Below are 16213 nucleotides of genomic sequence, written 5' to 3'. Positions count from 1 at the left end.
GGCACACCCGAACGGGTAGGTCAGGTGGGTGCACACACGGTGGCCTGGCGATTCTCCGCGCGCCGTCACGCCCCCTGCGTCTGCGGCTGCGCCCTGCTCACGTCGTACACGCCCCCCACGTTCCGCATGGCCCGCATGAGCCCCGGCAGCATCGCCGCGTCCGGGAGTTCGACCGTGTACGTGTGGCGTACGCGCTGCTGGGACGGGGGTTCGACCGTCGCCGAGACGATCTCCGCGCCCTCTTGGGCCATGGCCTCCGTGAGGTCTGCCAGCAAGTGGGGGCGAACGAACGATTCGGCGACCAGGGTGACCCGGCACTCGGTGGTGTCCCCCCAGCGCACGCCGACCTCGGCGCGCCCGGTGCCTTTCATCCGTGCCACCGCGGAGCACTCGACGCGATGAACCGTCACCACGCCGCCGCGCACGGCGAATCCGGTGACGTCGTCGGGCGGTACGGGGGTGCAGCAGCCGGCGAGGCGTACGGTCGCGCCGGCTCGGTCGACGAGTACGTTGCCGCCGCCGGACCGACCGGCCGGACCCTCCGCGCCCAACCGCAGCGCCGGCCCCTCCGGGGCAGCCGCCTGATACAGGGACCCCTCCGCCGCCCCCCGGAAGGCCACCTCGGCGTCCTTGACCTCCGAGTCCCCGTGCGCGGGGTGCGCGGCCAGCCACCGTTGGATGGCGATCCGGGCGGCGGCCGTGTGAGCGTGCTCCAGCCACTCCCTGGAGGGCTCCGAGGCAGGGTCCTGGCCCATGAGGAGCTGGACGGTGTCGCCGTCCCGCAGAACCGTGCTGAGGGTCGCCAGGCGGCCGTTGACGCGGGCGCCGATGCACGCGTGCGCGTCCTCGCCGTACTGCGCGTACGCGGCGTCCACACAGGTCGCGCCCTCGGGCAGGCCCAGGGTGCCGCCGTCGGGCCGGAAGACGGTGATCTCGCGGTCCTGGGCGAGGTCCTCGCGCAGGGTGGACCAGAAGGTGTCCGGGTCGGGAGCGGCCTCCTGCCAGTCGAGGAGGCGGGAGAGCCAGCCGGGGCGCGTGGGGTCGGCGCGCTCGCCGTCGCCGGCGGCGACCTGCTCCTCCGAAGGAGGAGCGTAGGGATTGCCGAGCGCGACGACACCGGCCTCGGCGACCTTGTGCATCTGGTGGGTGCGGATGAGGACTTCGGCGACCTGGCCGTCCGCGCGGGCGACGGCCGTGTGCAGCGACTGGTACAGGTTGAACTTGGGGACGGCGATGAAGTCCTTGAACTCCGAGACGACGGGCGTCATACAGGTGTGCAGTTCGCCCAGGACGCCGTAACAGTCCGCGTCCTCGTTCACCAGCACCAGCAGCCGCCCGAAGTCGGCGCCGCGCAGCCGGCCGCGCTTGCGGGACACGCGGTGCACGGAGACGAAGTGCCGCGGCCGGATGAGGACTTCGGCCGGGATGTCGGCCTCGCGCAGGACCGTGCGCATCTCGTCGACCATCTCCGCGAGCGGATCGTCGGCGCGCGAGGCGTTTTCGGCGATCAGCTCCCGGGTGTGCTCGTACTCCTCGGGGTGCAGGATCGCGAAGACGAGGTCCTCCAGCTCCGTCTTGAGCGCCTGGACGCCGAGTCGCTCGGCGAGTGGGATGAGGACGTCACGGGTGACCTTGGCGATGCGGGCCTGTTTCTCGGGGCGCATCACGCCGAGGGTGCGCATGTTGTGCAGCCGGTCGGCGAGTTTGATCGACATCACGCGGACGTCGTTGCCGGTGGCGACGAGCATCTTGCGGAAGGTCTCGGGCTCGGCGGCGGCGCCGTAGTCGACCTTCTCCAGCTTCGTCACGCCGTCGACGAGGAAGCGGACCTCCGCGCCGAACTGCTCGCCGACCTGATCGAGCGTCACGTCCGTGTCCTCGACGGTGTCGTGGAGCAGAGAGGCCGTCAAGGTCGTGGTCTCGGCGCCGAGTTCGGCGAGGATCAGGGTCACCGCGAGCGGGTGGGTGATGTACGGCTCGCCGCTCTTGCGCATCTGGCCGCGGTGCGAGGACTCGGCCAGCACATAGGCGCGGCGCAGCGGTTCGAGGTCGGCGTCGGGATGGTGGGCCCGGTGGGCGTCGACGACATGGCCGATCGCATCGGGCAGCCGACCGCGCGAGGCGGGGCCGAGCAACGCCGCCCGGCCGAGACGGCGCAGGTCGATGCGGGCGCGGGCCTTCCTGCGAGGCACCGCAGGCGTCATCGCGCCCGCTACCGGGCCTGGCGTCGCGGGATTCGTGGCCTCCGCACTCATGGGCACCTCCGGCTGCGTGGACCGGCGAACGGGGTGCCCCATGGCGGACACGGCTCAGGGGATGGCGACATCTCCCCCGTCCGGGCCGGTGCTTGATGCTACCGAGCCCATCACGTGCGACTGACCGCCTCTCGCCGAGCGTGAAACGGATCACCCATTCGAGCGAGGGTTCATGGGTTTACGTGTTTGCGCCACACGGCAGGCCACTGTTCGCGATTTCGAACGAACTCAGGGCTGCGACCGCCTCACTCCCGGGCGACGACCCGCTCCGGGCTCGGATGCCGAACCACGGAATCGCTCAGCTAACGAACGTTTCCAGCCACGCCCCATCGATCTCACCCTCGGCCACGATCACCGCGGGGCCGGTCATCTCGATCTCGCCGTCGGGCTGCTCGGTGATCACCAGGGTGCCGCCCGGAACATCGACGGTGTACGTCGCGGGGGTGCCGGTGACCGCCGGGTCGGCCCCGTCCCGTCGCGCGGTGGCCACGGCGACGGCGCACGCGCCCGTGCCGCACGACCGGGTCTCGCCGGCACCGCGCTCGTGCACGCGCAGCGCCACGTGCCGGGGTCCTCGGTCGACCACGAACTCCACGTTGACCCCGTCCGGGTAGGCCGAGGCCGGGCTGAACGGCGGCGCGGAGTACAGGTCGCCGGCGTGCGCGAGGTCGTCCACGAAGGCGACCGCGTGCGGGTTGCCCATGTTCACGTTCCGCGCGGGCCAGCTGCGCTCACCGACGCTGACCGTGACGTCCCCTTCGGGGAGCAGCGCCTTGCCCATGCCGACCGTGATGTCACCCGCGTCGGCGCCGCCATGGGAGGCGGTCTTGGCGATGTGCACGGTCTTCACGCCCCCGCGCGTGGCGACCGCGAGATCGCCCTCGGAGGCGTATCCGGCGCGCTGGAGGTAGCGCGCGAAGACGCGCACGCCGTTGCCGCACATCTCCGCGATCGAGCCGTCGCCGTTGCGGTAGTCCATGAACCACTCGGCCTCGGCCGCCATGTCCTTGGCCTCGGGGTGCGCCGCGGACCGCACGACGTGCAGCAGGCCGTCACCACCGATGCCCGCGCGGCGGTCGCACAGCGCGGCGACGGCGGCCGGGGGCAGGTCGATGACGTTCTCGGGGTCCGGGACGATCACGAAGTCGTTCTCGGTGCCGTGACCCTTGAGGAAGGCGATCCGCGTGCTCATTCCTCGATCGTACGGTGCCCCTACGACAGACCCGTAAAGAGAGCCCTCACCGCCGTAAAGAGAGTCCTCATCGCAGGCGAGCGACTCGCCACACGGCCAGGACGACAATCGCGGCGACGAGCAGGACGTACGCCATCACGACCCGCCAGTCCGGTCTGCACCCGGAGCCCCGCTGCGGCAGTCCGGGCCAGGTGTAGCCCACCCGGCGGGCGGCCATCATGCCCCAGCCTGCCGCGCAGGAGCAGATCAGCAGCCCCAGCATGGCGATCACGGCCCCGCTGTCGCCGAAATCGAAGGCCAGCGGGAACGCGAACATCAGGGAGCCGACCGCGGCCAGGGACACGATGGGCGCGAGCTGCCAGATGCGCAGTCGGCGCTGCGGACGCAGCTCGACCTCGACTTCCGGGCCGCTCGCGTACATCTCCTCGGGCTCGGGGCCGTCGTCGGTGACGCCGCCCTCGGTCTCGTCGATCCCGTCCGGCCCGTCGGGGCTCAGGCGGTCGCCGTCCCGCTCCGGTTCGTCCCGGTCAGCGGTGACGTTCTCGGTGCCTTGTGCGGTGTCGCGAGGGCCGGCCTCCATCGCCACGCGCCCTCCCAACTCGGACTCCACTTGGTCGATCGAAGCTCGATGATGGCATGGCACCGAAGGCCGGGATGACGGCCGGAGCGTCCCGATGCCATCACGTGATCAGGCTGTAACCGGTCGTTCGACCAACGCCAGTGCGAGATGCGGAAGTTCTGTGAGATCCGCCGCAGCCCCACTTAGCCAGTGCACCCGCGGGTCGCGCCTGAACCATGAATCCTGGCGGCGCGCGAAGCGCTTGGTGGCACGTACGGTCTCGGCCCGCGCCTCTTCGAGGGTGCACTCCCCCGCGAGCGCCGCGAGCACCTGCTGGTAGCCGAGCGCGCGCGAGGCCGTACGCCCCTCACGCAACCCCTGCGCCTCCAGCGCGCGGACCTCTTCCACGAGCCCGGCGTCCCACATCCGGTCGACCCGGCGCGCGATGCGCTCGTCGAGCTCCGGACGGGCCACGTCGACGCCGATCTGGACCGTGTCGTAGATCGAGTCATGGCCGGGCAGGTTGGCGGTGAAGGGCTTGCCGGTGATCTCGATCACCTCGAGAGCCCGGACGATACGGCGGCCGTTGCTGGGCAGGATCGCCTGCGCGGCCTCGGGGTCGGCGGCGGCCAGGCGGGCGTGCAGCGCCCCGGAGCCGCGCAGCGCGAGCTCCTCCTCCAGCCGGGCCCTGACCTCTGGGTCGGTGCCGGGGAACTCCAGGTTGTCGACGGCCCCACGGACGTACAGTCCCGAGCCGCCGACCAGGATCGGCCAGCGCCCTTCGGCGAGCAGCGCGTCGATCCGCTCCCGCGCGAGTCGCTGGTACTCGGCCACGGACGCCGTGATCGTCACGTCCCAGATGTCCAGGAGGTGGTGCGGGACTCCCGCGCGCTCCTCGGGCGTCAGCTTGGCGGTGCCGATGTCCATCCCTCGGTAGAGCTGCATGGAGTCGGCGTTGACGACCTCGCCGCCGAGCTGCCGGGCCAGGAAGACGCCCAGATCGGACTTTCCGGCCGCGGTGGGTCCGACTACGGCGATGACACGGGGGGCGAGGGGTGCGCTACTCACCGCCCCAGTCTCGCAAACCTCAAGGGGTGGACTCGAACGAGTTACGTGACGGCACACGCGCGGGGTCGTTGCCTGTTGCGAGGTTTCCGCCGCCGCTTTCGCGGAGGCGGCGACCCGGGGGCGCAAACGGACGCACCGGACGACGCGGGATTTCGCCCGCACGAGTAACGTATGGAGTGGATATGGGCGTTTTCGCACGAATTTTTCGGAGGTCGAAGGCCACGGAGGAGGCGTCAACCGTCGAGGCCCAGGCCGACACACCAACGGCCGAACCCGCGACGGAAGAGGCGGCGGAGGCGAAGGGGTCGGCTGAGACCAAGACCGAGGACGCTGCCGAGCCGTCGGCGGCGGAGCCCGACGCCGATGACGGCGTCGAGATCCCCAAGCAGCAGTCCGCCGACGAGGCGGCCGACAGCGAGGCCGGTGAGGGCGCCCGCACGTAACTGCCCCGCGCGGGAAGGTGAACGATGGGTCTGAAGGACAATTTGAAAGCCAAACTCGCCCCGGCCAAGGACAAGGTCTCCGGCCTCGCGCAGCGGCACGAGGGAAAGATCCAGCATGGCCTGGACAAAGCCGCGAAGGTCGTCGACGAGAGGACCAAGGGCAAGTACAGCCACAAGATCCACACGGGCACGGGCAAGGCCAAGGGCGCCATGGACCGACTCGCGCACAAGGGCGACGACACCGCGACCGGCAGCACACCGCCGCCGGGCGCACCCCCGCCGACCACCTGAACGGCACATCGACGGACGGCCGCGGAGCTTGACGGCTCCCGGCCGTCCGCCGTTTTGCCTTGGGCTGCGGCTTGTGGCTTTGGCTTGTGGCTTCGGCGCTGGGGGCTTGCTGTGCGGCCCCTGGCGTCCGGCGTGCGCTACGACCAGGTGGCGACCAGGTAGCCCACCCCGTACGGCGCGTCCTCGTACAGCAAGGCACCCGAAAGTCCCGCCTCCTCGGCGGCCCCCGCGAGGACCTGCCAGGGAGCCCGGCCCGAAGCCTTCAGCTCGCGGGCGAGCCCGGTGTCCAGCGCCTTCAGGGCGGCCACGTCCGCGCTGCCCAGCGCACGCGCGACGGACGCGTCGAACGGTGCCGCCCGCTCGTCGAGGTACCCGGGGGCCTTCAACGTGCGACAGGCACTGGCGTCGCCCATCGCCAGCAGTGCCACCCGCTCCGCCCGGGCGGCGATGTCCCTTCCGATTTCAATACACCGCTCGGCCTCAAGAGGTTCCCCCACACCGAGTCCCTCGATCGGGGCATCCGACCAACCGGTCCGCTCCAGCAGCCACGCGGCGACGGCGAGCGAGGACGGAAGCCGCAGCTCCGGCGGCGCCGGGGCGGCCGCATGTCCCTCGGCCCGGCCCAGCCGTACGTCGATGTCCACACCGAAGCCGCGGAACGCCCCCCAGGTCCCTTGCGGATACGTCGGCCGCTCCCTCTCTTCGGCGGGTCCGACGACCACGAGCCGGTCCGGGCGGGCGGCGGCGAGCAGGCCCAGCGCATCCGTACAGGCGGCCCGCGCGGCGTCCAGCTCGGGCGCGGCGCCCGCGGCGACCTGGGGCACCAGGAGAGGCGGACAGGGGCAGACCGCGGCAGCGACAAGCATGATCGGCAGCCTACTGCGGGCGTCCCGAGGCAGCCCGGGACGGCGTCCGGATCACCCGGGACGGCATCCGGATCACCCGGCACGACGTCCGGATCACCCGGGACGACGTCCGGATCAGGGGCGGCCGTGCTCTACACACGCTCCGCGAGCCGGTACCCCGGGCGGTAGGTGCCCAGATCACCCGCCCGCCCCTCCTCGGGGCCGGTCAGTCGACGGCACAGCCCGCGGTGACGGCCGGCAGCGGCTCGGGCACGCCCACCTTGGGCAGGCCGAGCAGGACGCCCGCGGGCTTGGCGGCCTCGGCGGCGTTGCGCTTCTCCCAGGCGTCGCCCGCGCGCGTGCGGCGCACGTTCAGGACGGGGCCCTCGGCGAGGAGGTGGTGCGGGGCGGCGTACGTGACCTCGACGGTCACCACGTCGCCGGGGCGGACCTCCTGCTCCGGCTTGGTGAAGTGGACCAGCCGGTTGTCGGGGGCGCGGCCGGACAGGCGGTGGGTGGCGCCGTCCTTGCGGCCCTCGCCCTCGGCGACCATGAGCTCGAAGGTGCGGCCGACCTGTTTCTTGTTCTCCTCCCAGGAGATCTCCTCCTGGAGGGCGACGAGCCGCTCGTAGCGCGCCTGGACGACCTTCTTGGGGATCTGGTTCTCCATGGTGGCCGCGGGGGTGCCGGGACGCTTGGAGTACTGGAAGGTGAAGGCCTGGGCGAAACGGGCCTCGCGCACGACGTGCAGCGTCTGCTCGAAGTCCTCCTCGGTCTCGCCGGGGAAGCCCACGATGATGTCGGTGGTGATCGCGGCGTGCGGGATGGCGGCGCGGACCTTCTCGATGATCCCCAGGTAGCGCTCCTGGCGGTAGGAGCGGCGCATCGCCTTGAGGACCGTGTCCGAACCGGACTGCAGCGGCATGTGCAGCTGCGGCATCGCGTTCGGGGTCTCCGCCATCGCCGCGATCACGTCGTCCGTGAAGTCGCGCGGGTGCGGGGACGTGAAGCGGACGCGCTCCAGGCCCTCGATGTTCCCGCAGGCCCGCAGCAGCTTGCTGAACGCCTCACGGTCGCCGATGTCGGAACCGTACGCGTTGACGTTCTGGCCGAGCAGGGTGATCTCGCTGACGCCCTCGGCGACCAGGGCCTCGACCTCGGCGAGGATGTCGCCGGGGCGACGGTCCTTCTCCTTGCCGCGCAGGGCCGGGACGATGCAGAAGGTGCAGGTGTTGTTGCAGCCGACGGAGATCGACACCCAGGCCGCGTAGGCGCTCTCGCGCCGGGTCGGCAGCGTCGACGGGAACGCCTCGAGCGACTCGGCGATCTCGACCTGCGCCTCCTCCTGCACGCGCGCGCGTTCCAGCAGGACGGGGAGCTTGCCGATGTTGTGCGTGCCGAAGACGACGTCCACCCAGGGCGCCCGCTTCACGATGGTGTCGCGGTCCTTCTGCGCGAGACAGCCGCCGACCGCGATCTGCATCCCGGGGCGCTTCGTCTTCATCGGGGCGAGGTGGCCGAGGTTGCCGTACAGCTTGTTGTCGGCGTTCTCGCGAACCGCGCAGGTGTTGAAGACGACGACGTCCGCGTCGCCGTCGGAGCCCTCGGGCGCGCGTACGTAACCGGCGTCTTCGAGCAGGCCGGACAATCGCTCGGAATCGTGGACGTTCATCTGGCACCCGTAGGTGCGCACCTCGTATGTCTTCACGTCCACTGCCGGGCTCCGGTCGCTGCTGCTCATGGGACAAGGGTATGCGGTCGTGTCAGCCCCTTGGCCCAGTGCCGGACGGTCACGCCCCGCCGGCGACCCATCCCTGCCGGCGCAGCACACTCGACACATCCGGTGCCTCGTAGTGCTCGCCCTTGAGGACCTTGCCGTCGGCTCTGCGGGCGACCCGGCCGTCGGGGCCCAGCTTGGTCATGTTGGAGCGGTGGATCTCGGTCAGTACGGCGTCGAGGTCGATGCCATGGACCAGGGCGGTGCCGTATGCGACGTAGACGACGTCCGCCAGCTCGTGCGCGAGCCTGTCGAGCGGGCCGGTGACGGCGACCTCGGCGACCTCCGCCGCCTCCTCGGCCAGCAACTCTCCACGGTGGGCGGCGAGTTCCGGAGAGACCTCGGTCGGCGTGCTGCGGGCGTCCAGGCCGAAGGCGAGGTGGAATTCACGGACCAGGTCGGCGGGAGAGGAGCTCATGCGCCGACTGTAGCGGCCGGGTCCGACAGTCCCCGCCGCGGCGGGGACTGTCGGACCCGCTCCGCTGTGAGCCCTGCCCTGGCCAGCACCGCGTACCGGCTGGCAGGATCGCGGCCATGTCCAAGGCATTCACCCGCATCAGCAGGCGCCGGGCCCTGCAGGGCTCGGCCGCCGGGCTCGTGACCCTCGGGTTGTTGCTGTGGTGGCTGCTGCCCCTGGGTGACGAGCCGCCGAGCGGGACGATCACGTTCAGCACGGGCACACGCGCGGGGGTCTACCAGGAGTACGGCGAGCTCCTGCGCGAGGAGCTCGCCAAGGACATGCCGCAGCTCAAGGTGCGGCTGACGACGAGCGCCGGGTCGCAGGAGAACGTCGAGCGCGTGGCGACCGGGGAAGCCGACTTCACCATCGCCGCCGCCGACGCGGTGGACACGTTCAAGATCGGCGCCAAACCCGTCACCGACCGGCTGCGCGGCGTCGCCCGCCTGTACGACGACTATGTGCAGCTCGTCGTCCCGCCGGACTCGGACATCCACTCCGTCGCGGACCTGAAGGGCAAGCGGGTGGCCATAGGGCTGCCCAACTCCGGCGTACGGCTGATCGCCACTCGCGTGCTGGAGGCCGCCGGCATCGACCCCGAGAAGGACATCATGCCCAGGTCGGACGGCATCGACACCGGGCCCGAGCGACTCGGGCACGAGCTCGACGCGTTCTTCTGGTCGGGCGGGGTGCCGACGGGCGGGCTGGAGGAGATCGCCGAGACCTCCGCGTTCCGGTTCGTACCGATCGACGACGCGGACCTCGTCGCCAAGGTGCACGCTCAAGGTGACGCGGCCCACTTCTACCGCGCGACCAACATGCCGGAGTCGGCCTACCCCAGCATCCAGGACGGCGACACCGTGCCCACGATCGCCGTGTCCAACCTCCTGATCACCCGCAAGAACATGGACCCCCGCCTCACCGAATGGCTGACCCGCACGGTGATCAAGAGCCGCGACCGCATCGGCGCCCACGTCCACTCCGCGCAACTCGTCGACCTGCGCACGGCGATCTACACCGATCCGCTGACCCTGCACGACGGCGCCAAGCGCTATTACCGCTCGGTCAAGCCGTAGGGCGAGCTGGGCGGAGGGAGGGCCGGGCGCGGAAGGGCCCTGCGGAGGGAAGGCCGGGCGCGGAAGGGCCCCGCAGAGGGAAGACCGGGCGCGGAAGGGCCCCGCAGAGGGAAGACCGGGCGCGGAAGGGCCCCGCAGAGGGAAGGGCCGGCCGCAGGGAGGGCCGACCGCCCGACAAGCCGTAGGAGAAGCCTTGGCGCGCGCCGAGCTCCCAGCTCGCCTGCCCCCCACCCAGCCCGCCTGCCCCAGCTAGCCCGCCGATCCGCTACGGCGTCGGCCCCGACCTCGGCACCGTCACCGTCACCCGCAATCCGTGGGGCTCATGACGGCCGTACGTGATGGAGCCACCGCCCGGCGCGAGCAGTGCGCGCGAGATCGACAGGCCCAGGCCCGAGCCCTTGATGTTCTGGTGCCGGCCGCTGCGCCAGAAGCGGTCGCCGATGCGGGCGAGTTCCTCGTCGGTGAGGCCCGGGCCGTTGTCGGTCACCTCGATCGTCGACGTTCTGCCGTTGGAGGTGACGGTCACCTCGACGCGCTCGTCCTGCGGCGTGAACTTGACCGCGTTGTCGATCACCGCGTCGAGCGCGCTGGACAGCGCCACCGGGTCGACCCAGGCGGTGGTGGGCGGACAGTTCCCCACCAGCCGCACACCCTTGGCCTCGGCGGTAGGCGCCCAGGCGGCGACGCGCTCGGAGGTCAGCGCGCCGACGTCGGTCAGCCGGAGATCGGCCTCGGTGTGCTCGGCCAGGGCAAGGTCGAGCAGGTCGTCCAGGACCTGCGCCAGGCGCTTGCCCTCGGCCTGCACCGAGGCGATCTCCGCATTGCCCTCGGGGAGTTCGAAGGCGAGCAGCTCGATGCGCAGCAGCAGCGCCGCGAGCGGGTTGCGCAGCTGGTGCGAGGCGTCGGCGACGAAGGCGCGCTGCTGCTCCAGCACGTCCTCGACGTTGTCCGCCATCTCGTTGAACGACCGGGCCAGCCGCCTGAGTTCCGGCGGACCGCTGGCCACCGCGACTCGTGACTTGAGGCGGCCGCTCGCGATCTCGTGCGTGGTGACGTCCAGCACCCGTACCGGCCGGAGCACCCAGCCGGTCAGCCGGAGGGCGGCCCCGACGGCCACCAGCATCGCGGCCGTCAGACCGGCGCCGATGATCAGCCAGCCCTGCAGGATTCTCGACCGCATCTGCCCGGTGGGCGAGTCGGTGACCACGACCGCGACGACGTCACCGTCCCGGATGACCGGCGAGGCGATGACGAGGCGGTTGCGCTGCCAAGGCCACACCTGCTTGGGGTCGTGGCTGCGCCGGCTGAGCAGCGACTCCTTGAAGGCGTCGCGCTCTTCGCCGGTGTCGGGCAGGAGCCAGGTCGTCGGACCGTTGGCCAGGGGCGTGTCATTGGGCAGGAAGACGCCGGCCCGGATGCCGTAGACCTCGTAGTAGCTCTCGAGTTCACGGCTGAGGATGCGCTGGTCGTCGCGGGATCCGGTGGTGGCGTCGGCGGCGGGCCGCGCGATGGCCGCGAAGTACGCCGTGTCGTCGATCCGGTCGACGACCACCTTCTGCTGCTGGGCCGAGGCCAGGCTGACGGCGAGCGGTACGCCGAGGGCGAGCAGCACGGCCGCCATCAGGACGATGAGCAGCGGGAGAAGACGAGTGCGCACCCTTGCCCGCTACGAGGCCGGGGCGACGAGCCGGTAGCCGACGCCTCGTACGGTCTCGATCAGCGCCGGCATGCGCAGCTTGGCGCGCAGGGACGCCACATGCACCTCGAGAGTGCGCCCGGTCCCCTCCCAACTCGTGCGCCACACCTCGCTGATGATCTGCTCCCTACGGAAGACCACCCCGGGGCGCTGTGCGAGCAGGGCGAGGAGATCGAACTCCTTGCGGGTCAGTTGGACAACCGAACCGTCAACGCTGACCTGGCGGGTCGGCAGTTCGATGCGTACGGCGCCCAGGCGCAGCACAGCGTCGCCGCCCGCGTCGGCGTCCTCCGGCACGGTGCGCCGGCTGACGGCGTGGATCCGCGCGAGCAGCTCTCCGGTGTCGTAAGGCTTCACCACATAGTCGTCGGCCCCCAGGTTGAGGCCGTGGATGCGGGAGCGGACGTCGGAGCGCGCGGTGACCATGATCACCGGCGTGCTGGTGCGCTTGCGGATCTTGCCGCACACCTCGTAGCCGTCCTGGTCGGGCAGGCCGAGGTCGAGGAGGACGACGCCGAAGCCGTTGCCCTCGGGGACGAGCGCCTGGAGGGCCTCCTCACCGCTACGCGCGTGCGTGACCTCGAAGCCGTGCCGTGCCAGAACCGCGGACAGCGCGGCCGCGACGTGGTTGTCGTCCTCGACGAGGAGCAGTCTCACCCCGGCCTCCTTCGGTTCATCGGCCGTACGATTCAGGTAGGTACACAGTGCGTGGACACGCGCGCGTGCAATATGGAAGTCACGCTGATGGACGAGGACGCCGTCAAGTGGGTTCCGGTTGCCGACGGCTTCCGTTATCCAGCCGGTACGCGCCCCGGTGTCAAGTGCTACGACACGTGTCCGATTGCTATCGGATCGTGATGCTCAGATTCACCTCAGAACTGATGACGCAGGTCGGATACGGTTACTACTGTCCTCCGAAACCGAGGAGGACGGAGCCTGAGAGCGATGACCGAAGTATCGGTGGCCAAGGAAGATGTGGCCGCGACCGGCGAGCTGGTCGTCCTGAAGAACGTGAACAAGCACTTCGGCGCGTTGCACGTGCTCCAGGACATCGATCTGACGATCGCCCGCGGCGAGGTCGTCGTGGTCATCGGACCCTCCGGGTCCGGAAAGTCCACCCTGTGCCGCACCATCAACCGCCTGGAGACGATCGACTCCGGCGCGATCGCGATCGACGGCAAGCCCCTGCCCGCTGAGGGCAAGGCGCTGGCCAAGCTGCGGGCCGACGTCGGAATGGTCTTCCAGTCCTTCAACCTTTTCGCGCACAAGACCGTGCTCGAGAACGTGATGCTGGGCCAGATCAAGGTCCGCAAGACCGACAAGAAGAAGGCCGAGGAGAAGGCCCGCTCCCTGCTCGACCGGGTGGGCGTGGGCAGCCAGGCGGAGAAGTACCCCGCCCAGCTCTCCGGCGGCCAGCAGCAGCGTGTGGCCATCGCCCGTGCGCTGGCCATGGACCCCAAGGTCATGCTCTTCGACGAGCCCACGTCGGCGCTCGACCCGGAGATGATCAACGAGGTTCTGGAGGTCATGCAGCAGCTCGCCCGCGACGGCATGACCATGATCGTCGTCACCCACGAGATGGGCTTCGCCCGTTCGGCCGCCAACCGGGTGGTGTTCATGGCGGACGGCAAGATCGTCGAAGAAGCTGTGCCGGACCAGTTCTTCAGCAACCCGCGCAGCGACCGCGCGAAGGACTTTCTGTCCAAGATCCTGCACCACTGACCGGACGCGGTCCTGCACCACTCAGGGAAGAGGTCCCGCACCACTGACGGACCCGATCCCGCACCACCGACGGACCGCTTCACGCACCCGACGACCTGCGTCACCCGCCGTTCCTGACGGCACGCATCTCTTCTTCACACAAAGGATGTTCACCATGAAGCTCCGCAAGGTCTCCGCCGCGGCCGCCGCTGCAATCGTTCTCTCGATCACCGCCACCGCTTGTGGTGGTGACGGCGACAGCGACAGCAACTCGGGCTCCGGTGGCGGCGACAAGATCAAGATCGGCATCAAGTACGACCAGCCGGGTCTTGGCCAGAAGGAGCCCGACGGCACCTTCTCCGGCTTCGACGTGGACGTGGCCACGTACGTGGCCAAGGAGCTCGGCTACGAGCCCAACCAGATCGAGTGGGTCGAGACCAAGAGCGCCGACCGTGAGAACGCGCTCGCCCGTGGCGACGTGAAGTTCATCGCGGCGACCTACTCGATCACCGACGAGCGCAAGGAGAAGGTCGACTTCGCCGGCCCGTACCTGCTGGCCCACCAGGACCTGCTGGTCAAGAGCGACTCGGACATCACCGAGGCCACCGACCTCAATGACAAGAACCTGTGCTCGGTGGTCGGCTCCACCTCGGCGCAGAACGTCAAGAACGACTTCGCCCCGAAGGCCAACCTCAAGCAGAACGGCGGCTACTCGGAGTGCATCGCCGCTCTGCAGAGCGGCGCCGTGGACGCCCTGACCACGGACGACTCGATCCTCGCCGGACTACGCCGCGCAGGAGCAGTACAAGGGCCAGTTCAAGCTCGCCGGCCTGAAGCTGAGCAACGAGAACTACGGCATCGGTGTGAAGAAGGGCGACACCGAGACCGTCAACAAGATCAACGCCGCCCTCGAGAAGATGGTCAAGGACAAGGCCTGGGACAAGGCGGTCGCCGACAACTTCGGTCCGGCCAACTACAAGAACGAGCCCGCGCCGAAGATCGGCGTCATCGTCAAGTAGCGCAAAGGTTCACCGGCGCGCCGCCGTCCACCGCGATCAGGGCGGCGGCGCGCCGCGCTATCCACGTACGCCACCCACCCGGAAGCGCGGGAGATCGTGTTCGACTTTCTTTCTGACTATGACAACCCGACCCTGTTGGGTGCCTTCTGGATGACGGTGAAACTCACCCTCCTGTCCGGCATCGGCTCCCTGATCTGGGGCACCCTCCTGGCCGCGATGCGGGTCAGCCCGGTCCCGCTCATGCGTGGGTTCGGCACGGCCTATGTGAACATCGTCCGGAACATCCCCCTGACGGTCATCATCATCTTCACGTCGCTCGGTCTCGCCGACATCTTCGGCATGACCATGGGCGCCTCCGACTTCAAGGTCCAGGGCTTCCGTCTGGCGATCCTCGGCCTCGTCGCCTACACCGCGGCCTTCGTCTGCGAGGCGATTCGTTCCGGCATCAACACCGTGCCGCTGGGCCAGGCCGAGGCGGCCCGTGCCATCGGGCTGACCTTCAGCCAGACCCTCCGGCTCATCATCCTGCCGCAGGCCTTCCGTTCGGTCATCGGCCCGCTGGCCAACGTGCTGATCGCCCTGACCAAGAACACCACCGTGGCGGCCGCGATCGGCGTGGCCGAGGCCGCCTACCTGATGAAGGAAATGATCGAGAACGAGGCTCAGACGGTGCTCATCGCCGCGGTCTTCGCCTTCGGTTTCGTGGTACTGACCCTGCCCACCGGCCTCTTCCTCGGTTGGCTGAGCAAGCGACTGGCGGTGAAGCGATGAGCTCCGTTCTCTACGACGCTCCGGGCCCCCGCGCCAAGCGGCGCAATGTGCTCATCTCGGTGGTCTTCTTCGCCCTGCTCGCCCTGCTCGTGTGGTTCGTCTGGGACGTCATGGACGAAAAGGGCCAGCTGAAGTGGGCCCTGTGGAAGCCGTTCACCCAGTCCGAGGCCTGGACGACCTATCTGCTGCCCGGTCTCGCCGACACGCTGAAGGGCGCGGCACTGGCCATGGTGATCGCCCTTCCGCTGGGCGCGTTCTTCGGCATCGCGCGCCTCTCCGACCACCGGTGGGTGCGGCTTCCGGCCGCCTGGGTGGTCGAGTTCTTCCGGGCGATCCCGGTCCTGCTCCTGATGTTGTTCGCCAACGAGTTCTACGACCGCTGGACGAACGTCAGCAGTGAACAGCGGCCCCTCTACGCGGTCGTCACGGGCCTGGTGCTCTACAACGCGTCCGTCCTCGCCGAGGTCGTACGGGCCGGCATCCTCTCCCTGCCCAAGGGGCAGTCGGAAGCCGCCATGGCCATCGGCCTGCGCAAGGGTCAGACGATGAGGACCATCCTGCTGCCGCAGGCCGTCACCGCCATGCTGCCGGCCATCGTCAGCCAGCTCGTGGTCATTGTGAAGGACACCGCGCTGGGCGGCGTGATGATCGGGTTCACCGAACTGCTGAATTCGCGCGCGACCATGGCGTCCTTCTACGGCAACGTCATTCCCAGCTTCATCGTGGTGGCGCTCATCTACATCGTGCTGAACTTCATCCTCACCAGCTTCGCCAGCTGGCTGGAGAAGAGGCTGCGGCGCAGCAAGAAGAGCACGGGCGCCGTCCTCAGCGCCGAGGACATGGAGGAGCTGAACCCGGCGGCGACGGGTGGCACCTACGGGACGGGCGCCGGCGGCTCCATCTGATGAGCGGCCCGAGGGCTGCCATCTGATGAGCAGTCAAGTGGCATGAACGACACGGAGGGCAGTGGCATGATCGCCACTGCCCTCCGTCACTTGACGCAAGCACCGGCAATGGGTTGCATACGTTCTGTGATCGTGCACCCTGCTCCAACCATCTGCTC

General features: G+C 69.7%; 15 protein-coding genes and 1 pseudogene. 7 read left to right on the top strand and 9 right to left on the bottom strand.

The genetic code is table 11. The features are described 5' to 3' along the window. Nucleotides 1–65 precede the first annotated feature (65 nt). The 4 genes from ABIE67_RS34280 to miaA form a co-directional block, all read right to left on the bottom strand. On the bottom strand, nt 66–2255 hold the full coding sequence (locus tag ABIE67_RS34280) for a bifunctional (p)ppGpp synthetase/guanosine-3',5'-bis(diphosphate) 3'-pyrophosphohydrolase (protein ID WP_370265251.1): 2190 nt from the start codon (nt 2253–2255) through the stop codon (nt 66–68). 298 nt (nt 2256–2553) lie between these two features. Further along, nucleotides 2554–3447, bottom strand: coding sequence for a diaminopimelate epimerase (dapF, locus tag ABIE67_RS34275; protein WP_370265250.1), 894 nt, complete (start codon nt 3445–3447; stop codon nt 2554–2556). Nucleotides 3448–3514: 67 nt separating this feature from the next. Beyond that, nucleotides 3515–4027: a hypothetical protein gene (locus tag ABIE67_RS34270; protein WP_370269224.1), complete on the bottom strand. Its 513-nt coding sequence runs from the start codon at nt 4025–4027 to the stop codon at nt 3515–3517. Nucleotides 4028–4135: 108 nt separating this feature from the next. After that, the gene (gene miaA, locus ABIE67_RS34265) at nt 4136–5074 is read right to left on the bottom strand and encodes a tRNA (adenosine(37)-N6)-dimethylallyltransferase MiaA (protein ID WP_370265249.1); all 939 of its coding nucleotides are present in this window, start codon (nt 5072–5074) and stop codon (nt 4136–4138) included. 182 nt (nt 5075–5256) lie between these two features. Between miaA and ABIE67_RS34260 the strand changes: the two genes are divergently transcribed. Both ABIE67_RS34260 and ABIE67_RS34255 read left to right on the top strand, forming a co-directional pair. Next, on the top strand, nt 5257–5517 hold the full coding sequence (locus tag ABIE67_RS34260) for a hypothetical protein (protein ID WP_370265248.1): 261 nt from the start codon (nt 5257–5259) through the stop codon (nt 5515–5517). A 24-nt stretch (nt 5518–5541) separates the two neighbouring features. Continuing rightward, nucleotides 5542–5808 carry an antitoxin gene (locus ABIE67_RS34255; RefSeq protein ID WP_370265247.1) on the top strand — a complete coding sequence of 89 codons (267 nt, stop codon included), beginning with the start codon at nt 5542–5544 and terminating at the stop codon, nt 5806–5808. Between the two features lie 137 nt (nt 5809–5945). Here the strand turns inward: ABIE67_RS34255 and ABIE67_RS34250 are convergent, their stop codons facing one another. The 3 genes from ABIE67_RS34250 to ABIE67_RS34240 all read right to left on the bottom strand — a co-directional run bounded on the left by ABIE67_RS34250 (nt 5946) and on the right by ABIE67_RS34240 (nt 8848). Then, nucleotides 5946–6674, bottom strand: coding sequence for a class III extradiol dioxygenase subunit B-like domain-containing protein (locus ABIE67_RS34250; protein WP_370265246.1), 729 nt, complete (start codon nt 6672–6674; stop codon nt 5946–5948). 205 nt (nt 6675–6879) lie between these two features. Further along, entirely contained in the window at nt 6880–8394 is a 1515-nt protein-coding gene (gene miaB / locus ABIE67_RS34245; protein ID WP_370265245.1) for a tRNA (N6-isopentenyl adenosine(37)-C2)-methylthiotransferase MiaB, read from the bottom strand. A 49-nt stretch (nt 8395–8443) separates the two neighbouring features. Then, complete coding sequence (locus tag ABIE67_RS34240; RefSeq protein ID WP_370265243.1) at nt 8444–8848, bottom strand: MazG nucleotide pyrophosphohydrolase domain-containing protein; 405 nt, start codon at nt 8846–8848, stop codon at nt 8444–8446. Nucleotides 8849–8964: 116 nt separating this feature from the next. Here ABIE67_RS34240 and ABIE67_RS34235 point away from each other — a divergent pair, with 116 nt between their 5' ends. Then, a complete protein-coding gene (locus ABIE67_RS34235; RefSeq protein ID WP_370265242.1) occupies nt 8965–9963 on the top strand; it encodes a TAXI family TRAP transporter solute-binding subunit in 999 nt (332 codons plus the stop codon). 265 nt (nt 9964–10228) lie between these two features. Here ABIE67_RS34235 and ABIE67_RS34230 read toward each other — a convergent pair whose 3' ends face one another. Together ABIE67_RS34230 and ABIE67_RS34225 are read right to left on the bottom strand one after the other, a co-directional pair. Then, complete coding sequence (locus ABIE67_RS34230; RefSeq protein WP_370265241.1) at nt 10229–11620, bottom strand: ATP-binding protein; 1392 nt, start codon at nt 11618–11620, stop codon at nt 10229–10231. Between the two features lie 9 nt (nt 11621–11629). Then, on the bottom strand, nt 11630–12316 hold the full coding sequence (locus ABIE67_RS34225) for a response regulator transcription factor (protein ID WP_370265240.1): 687 nt from the start codon (nt 12314–12316) through the stop codon (nt 11630–11632). A 288-nt stretch (nt 12317–12604) separates the two neighbouring features. On the opposite strand from ABIE67_RS34225, the gene ABIE67_RS34220 reads away from it, so the two are divergent. The 4 genes and pseudogenes from ABIE67_RS34220 to ABIE67_RS34205 all read left to right on the top strand — a co-directional run bounded on the left by ABIE67_RS34220 (nt 12605) and on the right by ABIE67_RS34205 (nt 16055). Next, nucleotides 12605–13381 (top strand): amino acid ABC transporter ATP-binding protein, encoded by a 777-nt coding sequence (locus ABIE67_RS34220; RefSeq protein WP_370265238.1) that lies wholly within the window; start codon nt 12605–12607, stop codon nt 13379–13381. Nucleotides 13382–13535: 154 nt separating this feature from the next. Beyond that, nucleotides 13536–14379 (top strand): annotated as a pseudogene (locus ABIE67_RS34215) (glutamate ABC transporter substrate-binding protein). Between the two features lie 96 nt (nt 14380–14475). Continuing rightward, complete coding sequence (locus ABIE67_RS34210; RefSeq protein WP_370265237.1) at nt 14476–15150, top strand: amino acid ABC transporter permease; 675 nt, start codon at nt 14476–14478, stop codon at nt 15148–15150. Then, complete coding sequence (locus ABIE67_RS34205) at nt 15147–16055, top strand: amino acid ABC transporter permease (RefSeq protein ID WP_370265236.1); 909 nt, start codon at nt 15147–15149, stop codon at nt 16053–16055. The genes ABIE67_RS34210 and ABIE67_RS34205 overlap by 4 nt, the downstream gene beginning before the upstream one ends. The last annotated feature ends 158 nt before the right edge of the window (nt 16056–16213 follow it).

The organism is Streptomyces sp. V4I8 (assembly GCF_041261225.1).
GTDB lineage: Bacteria > Actinomycetota > Actinomycetes > Streptomycetales > Streptomycetaceae > Streptomyces.
The sequence above is the reverse complement of the archived record's forward strand: the minus strand, read 5'-3'. Positions and strand labels throughout refer to the sequence as shown.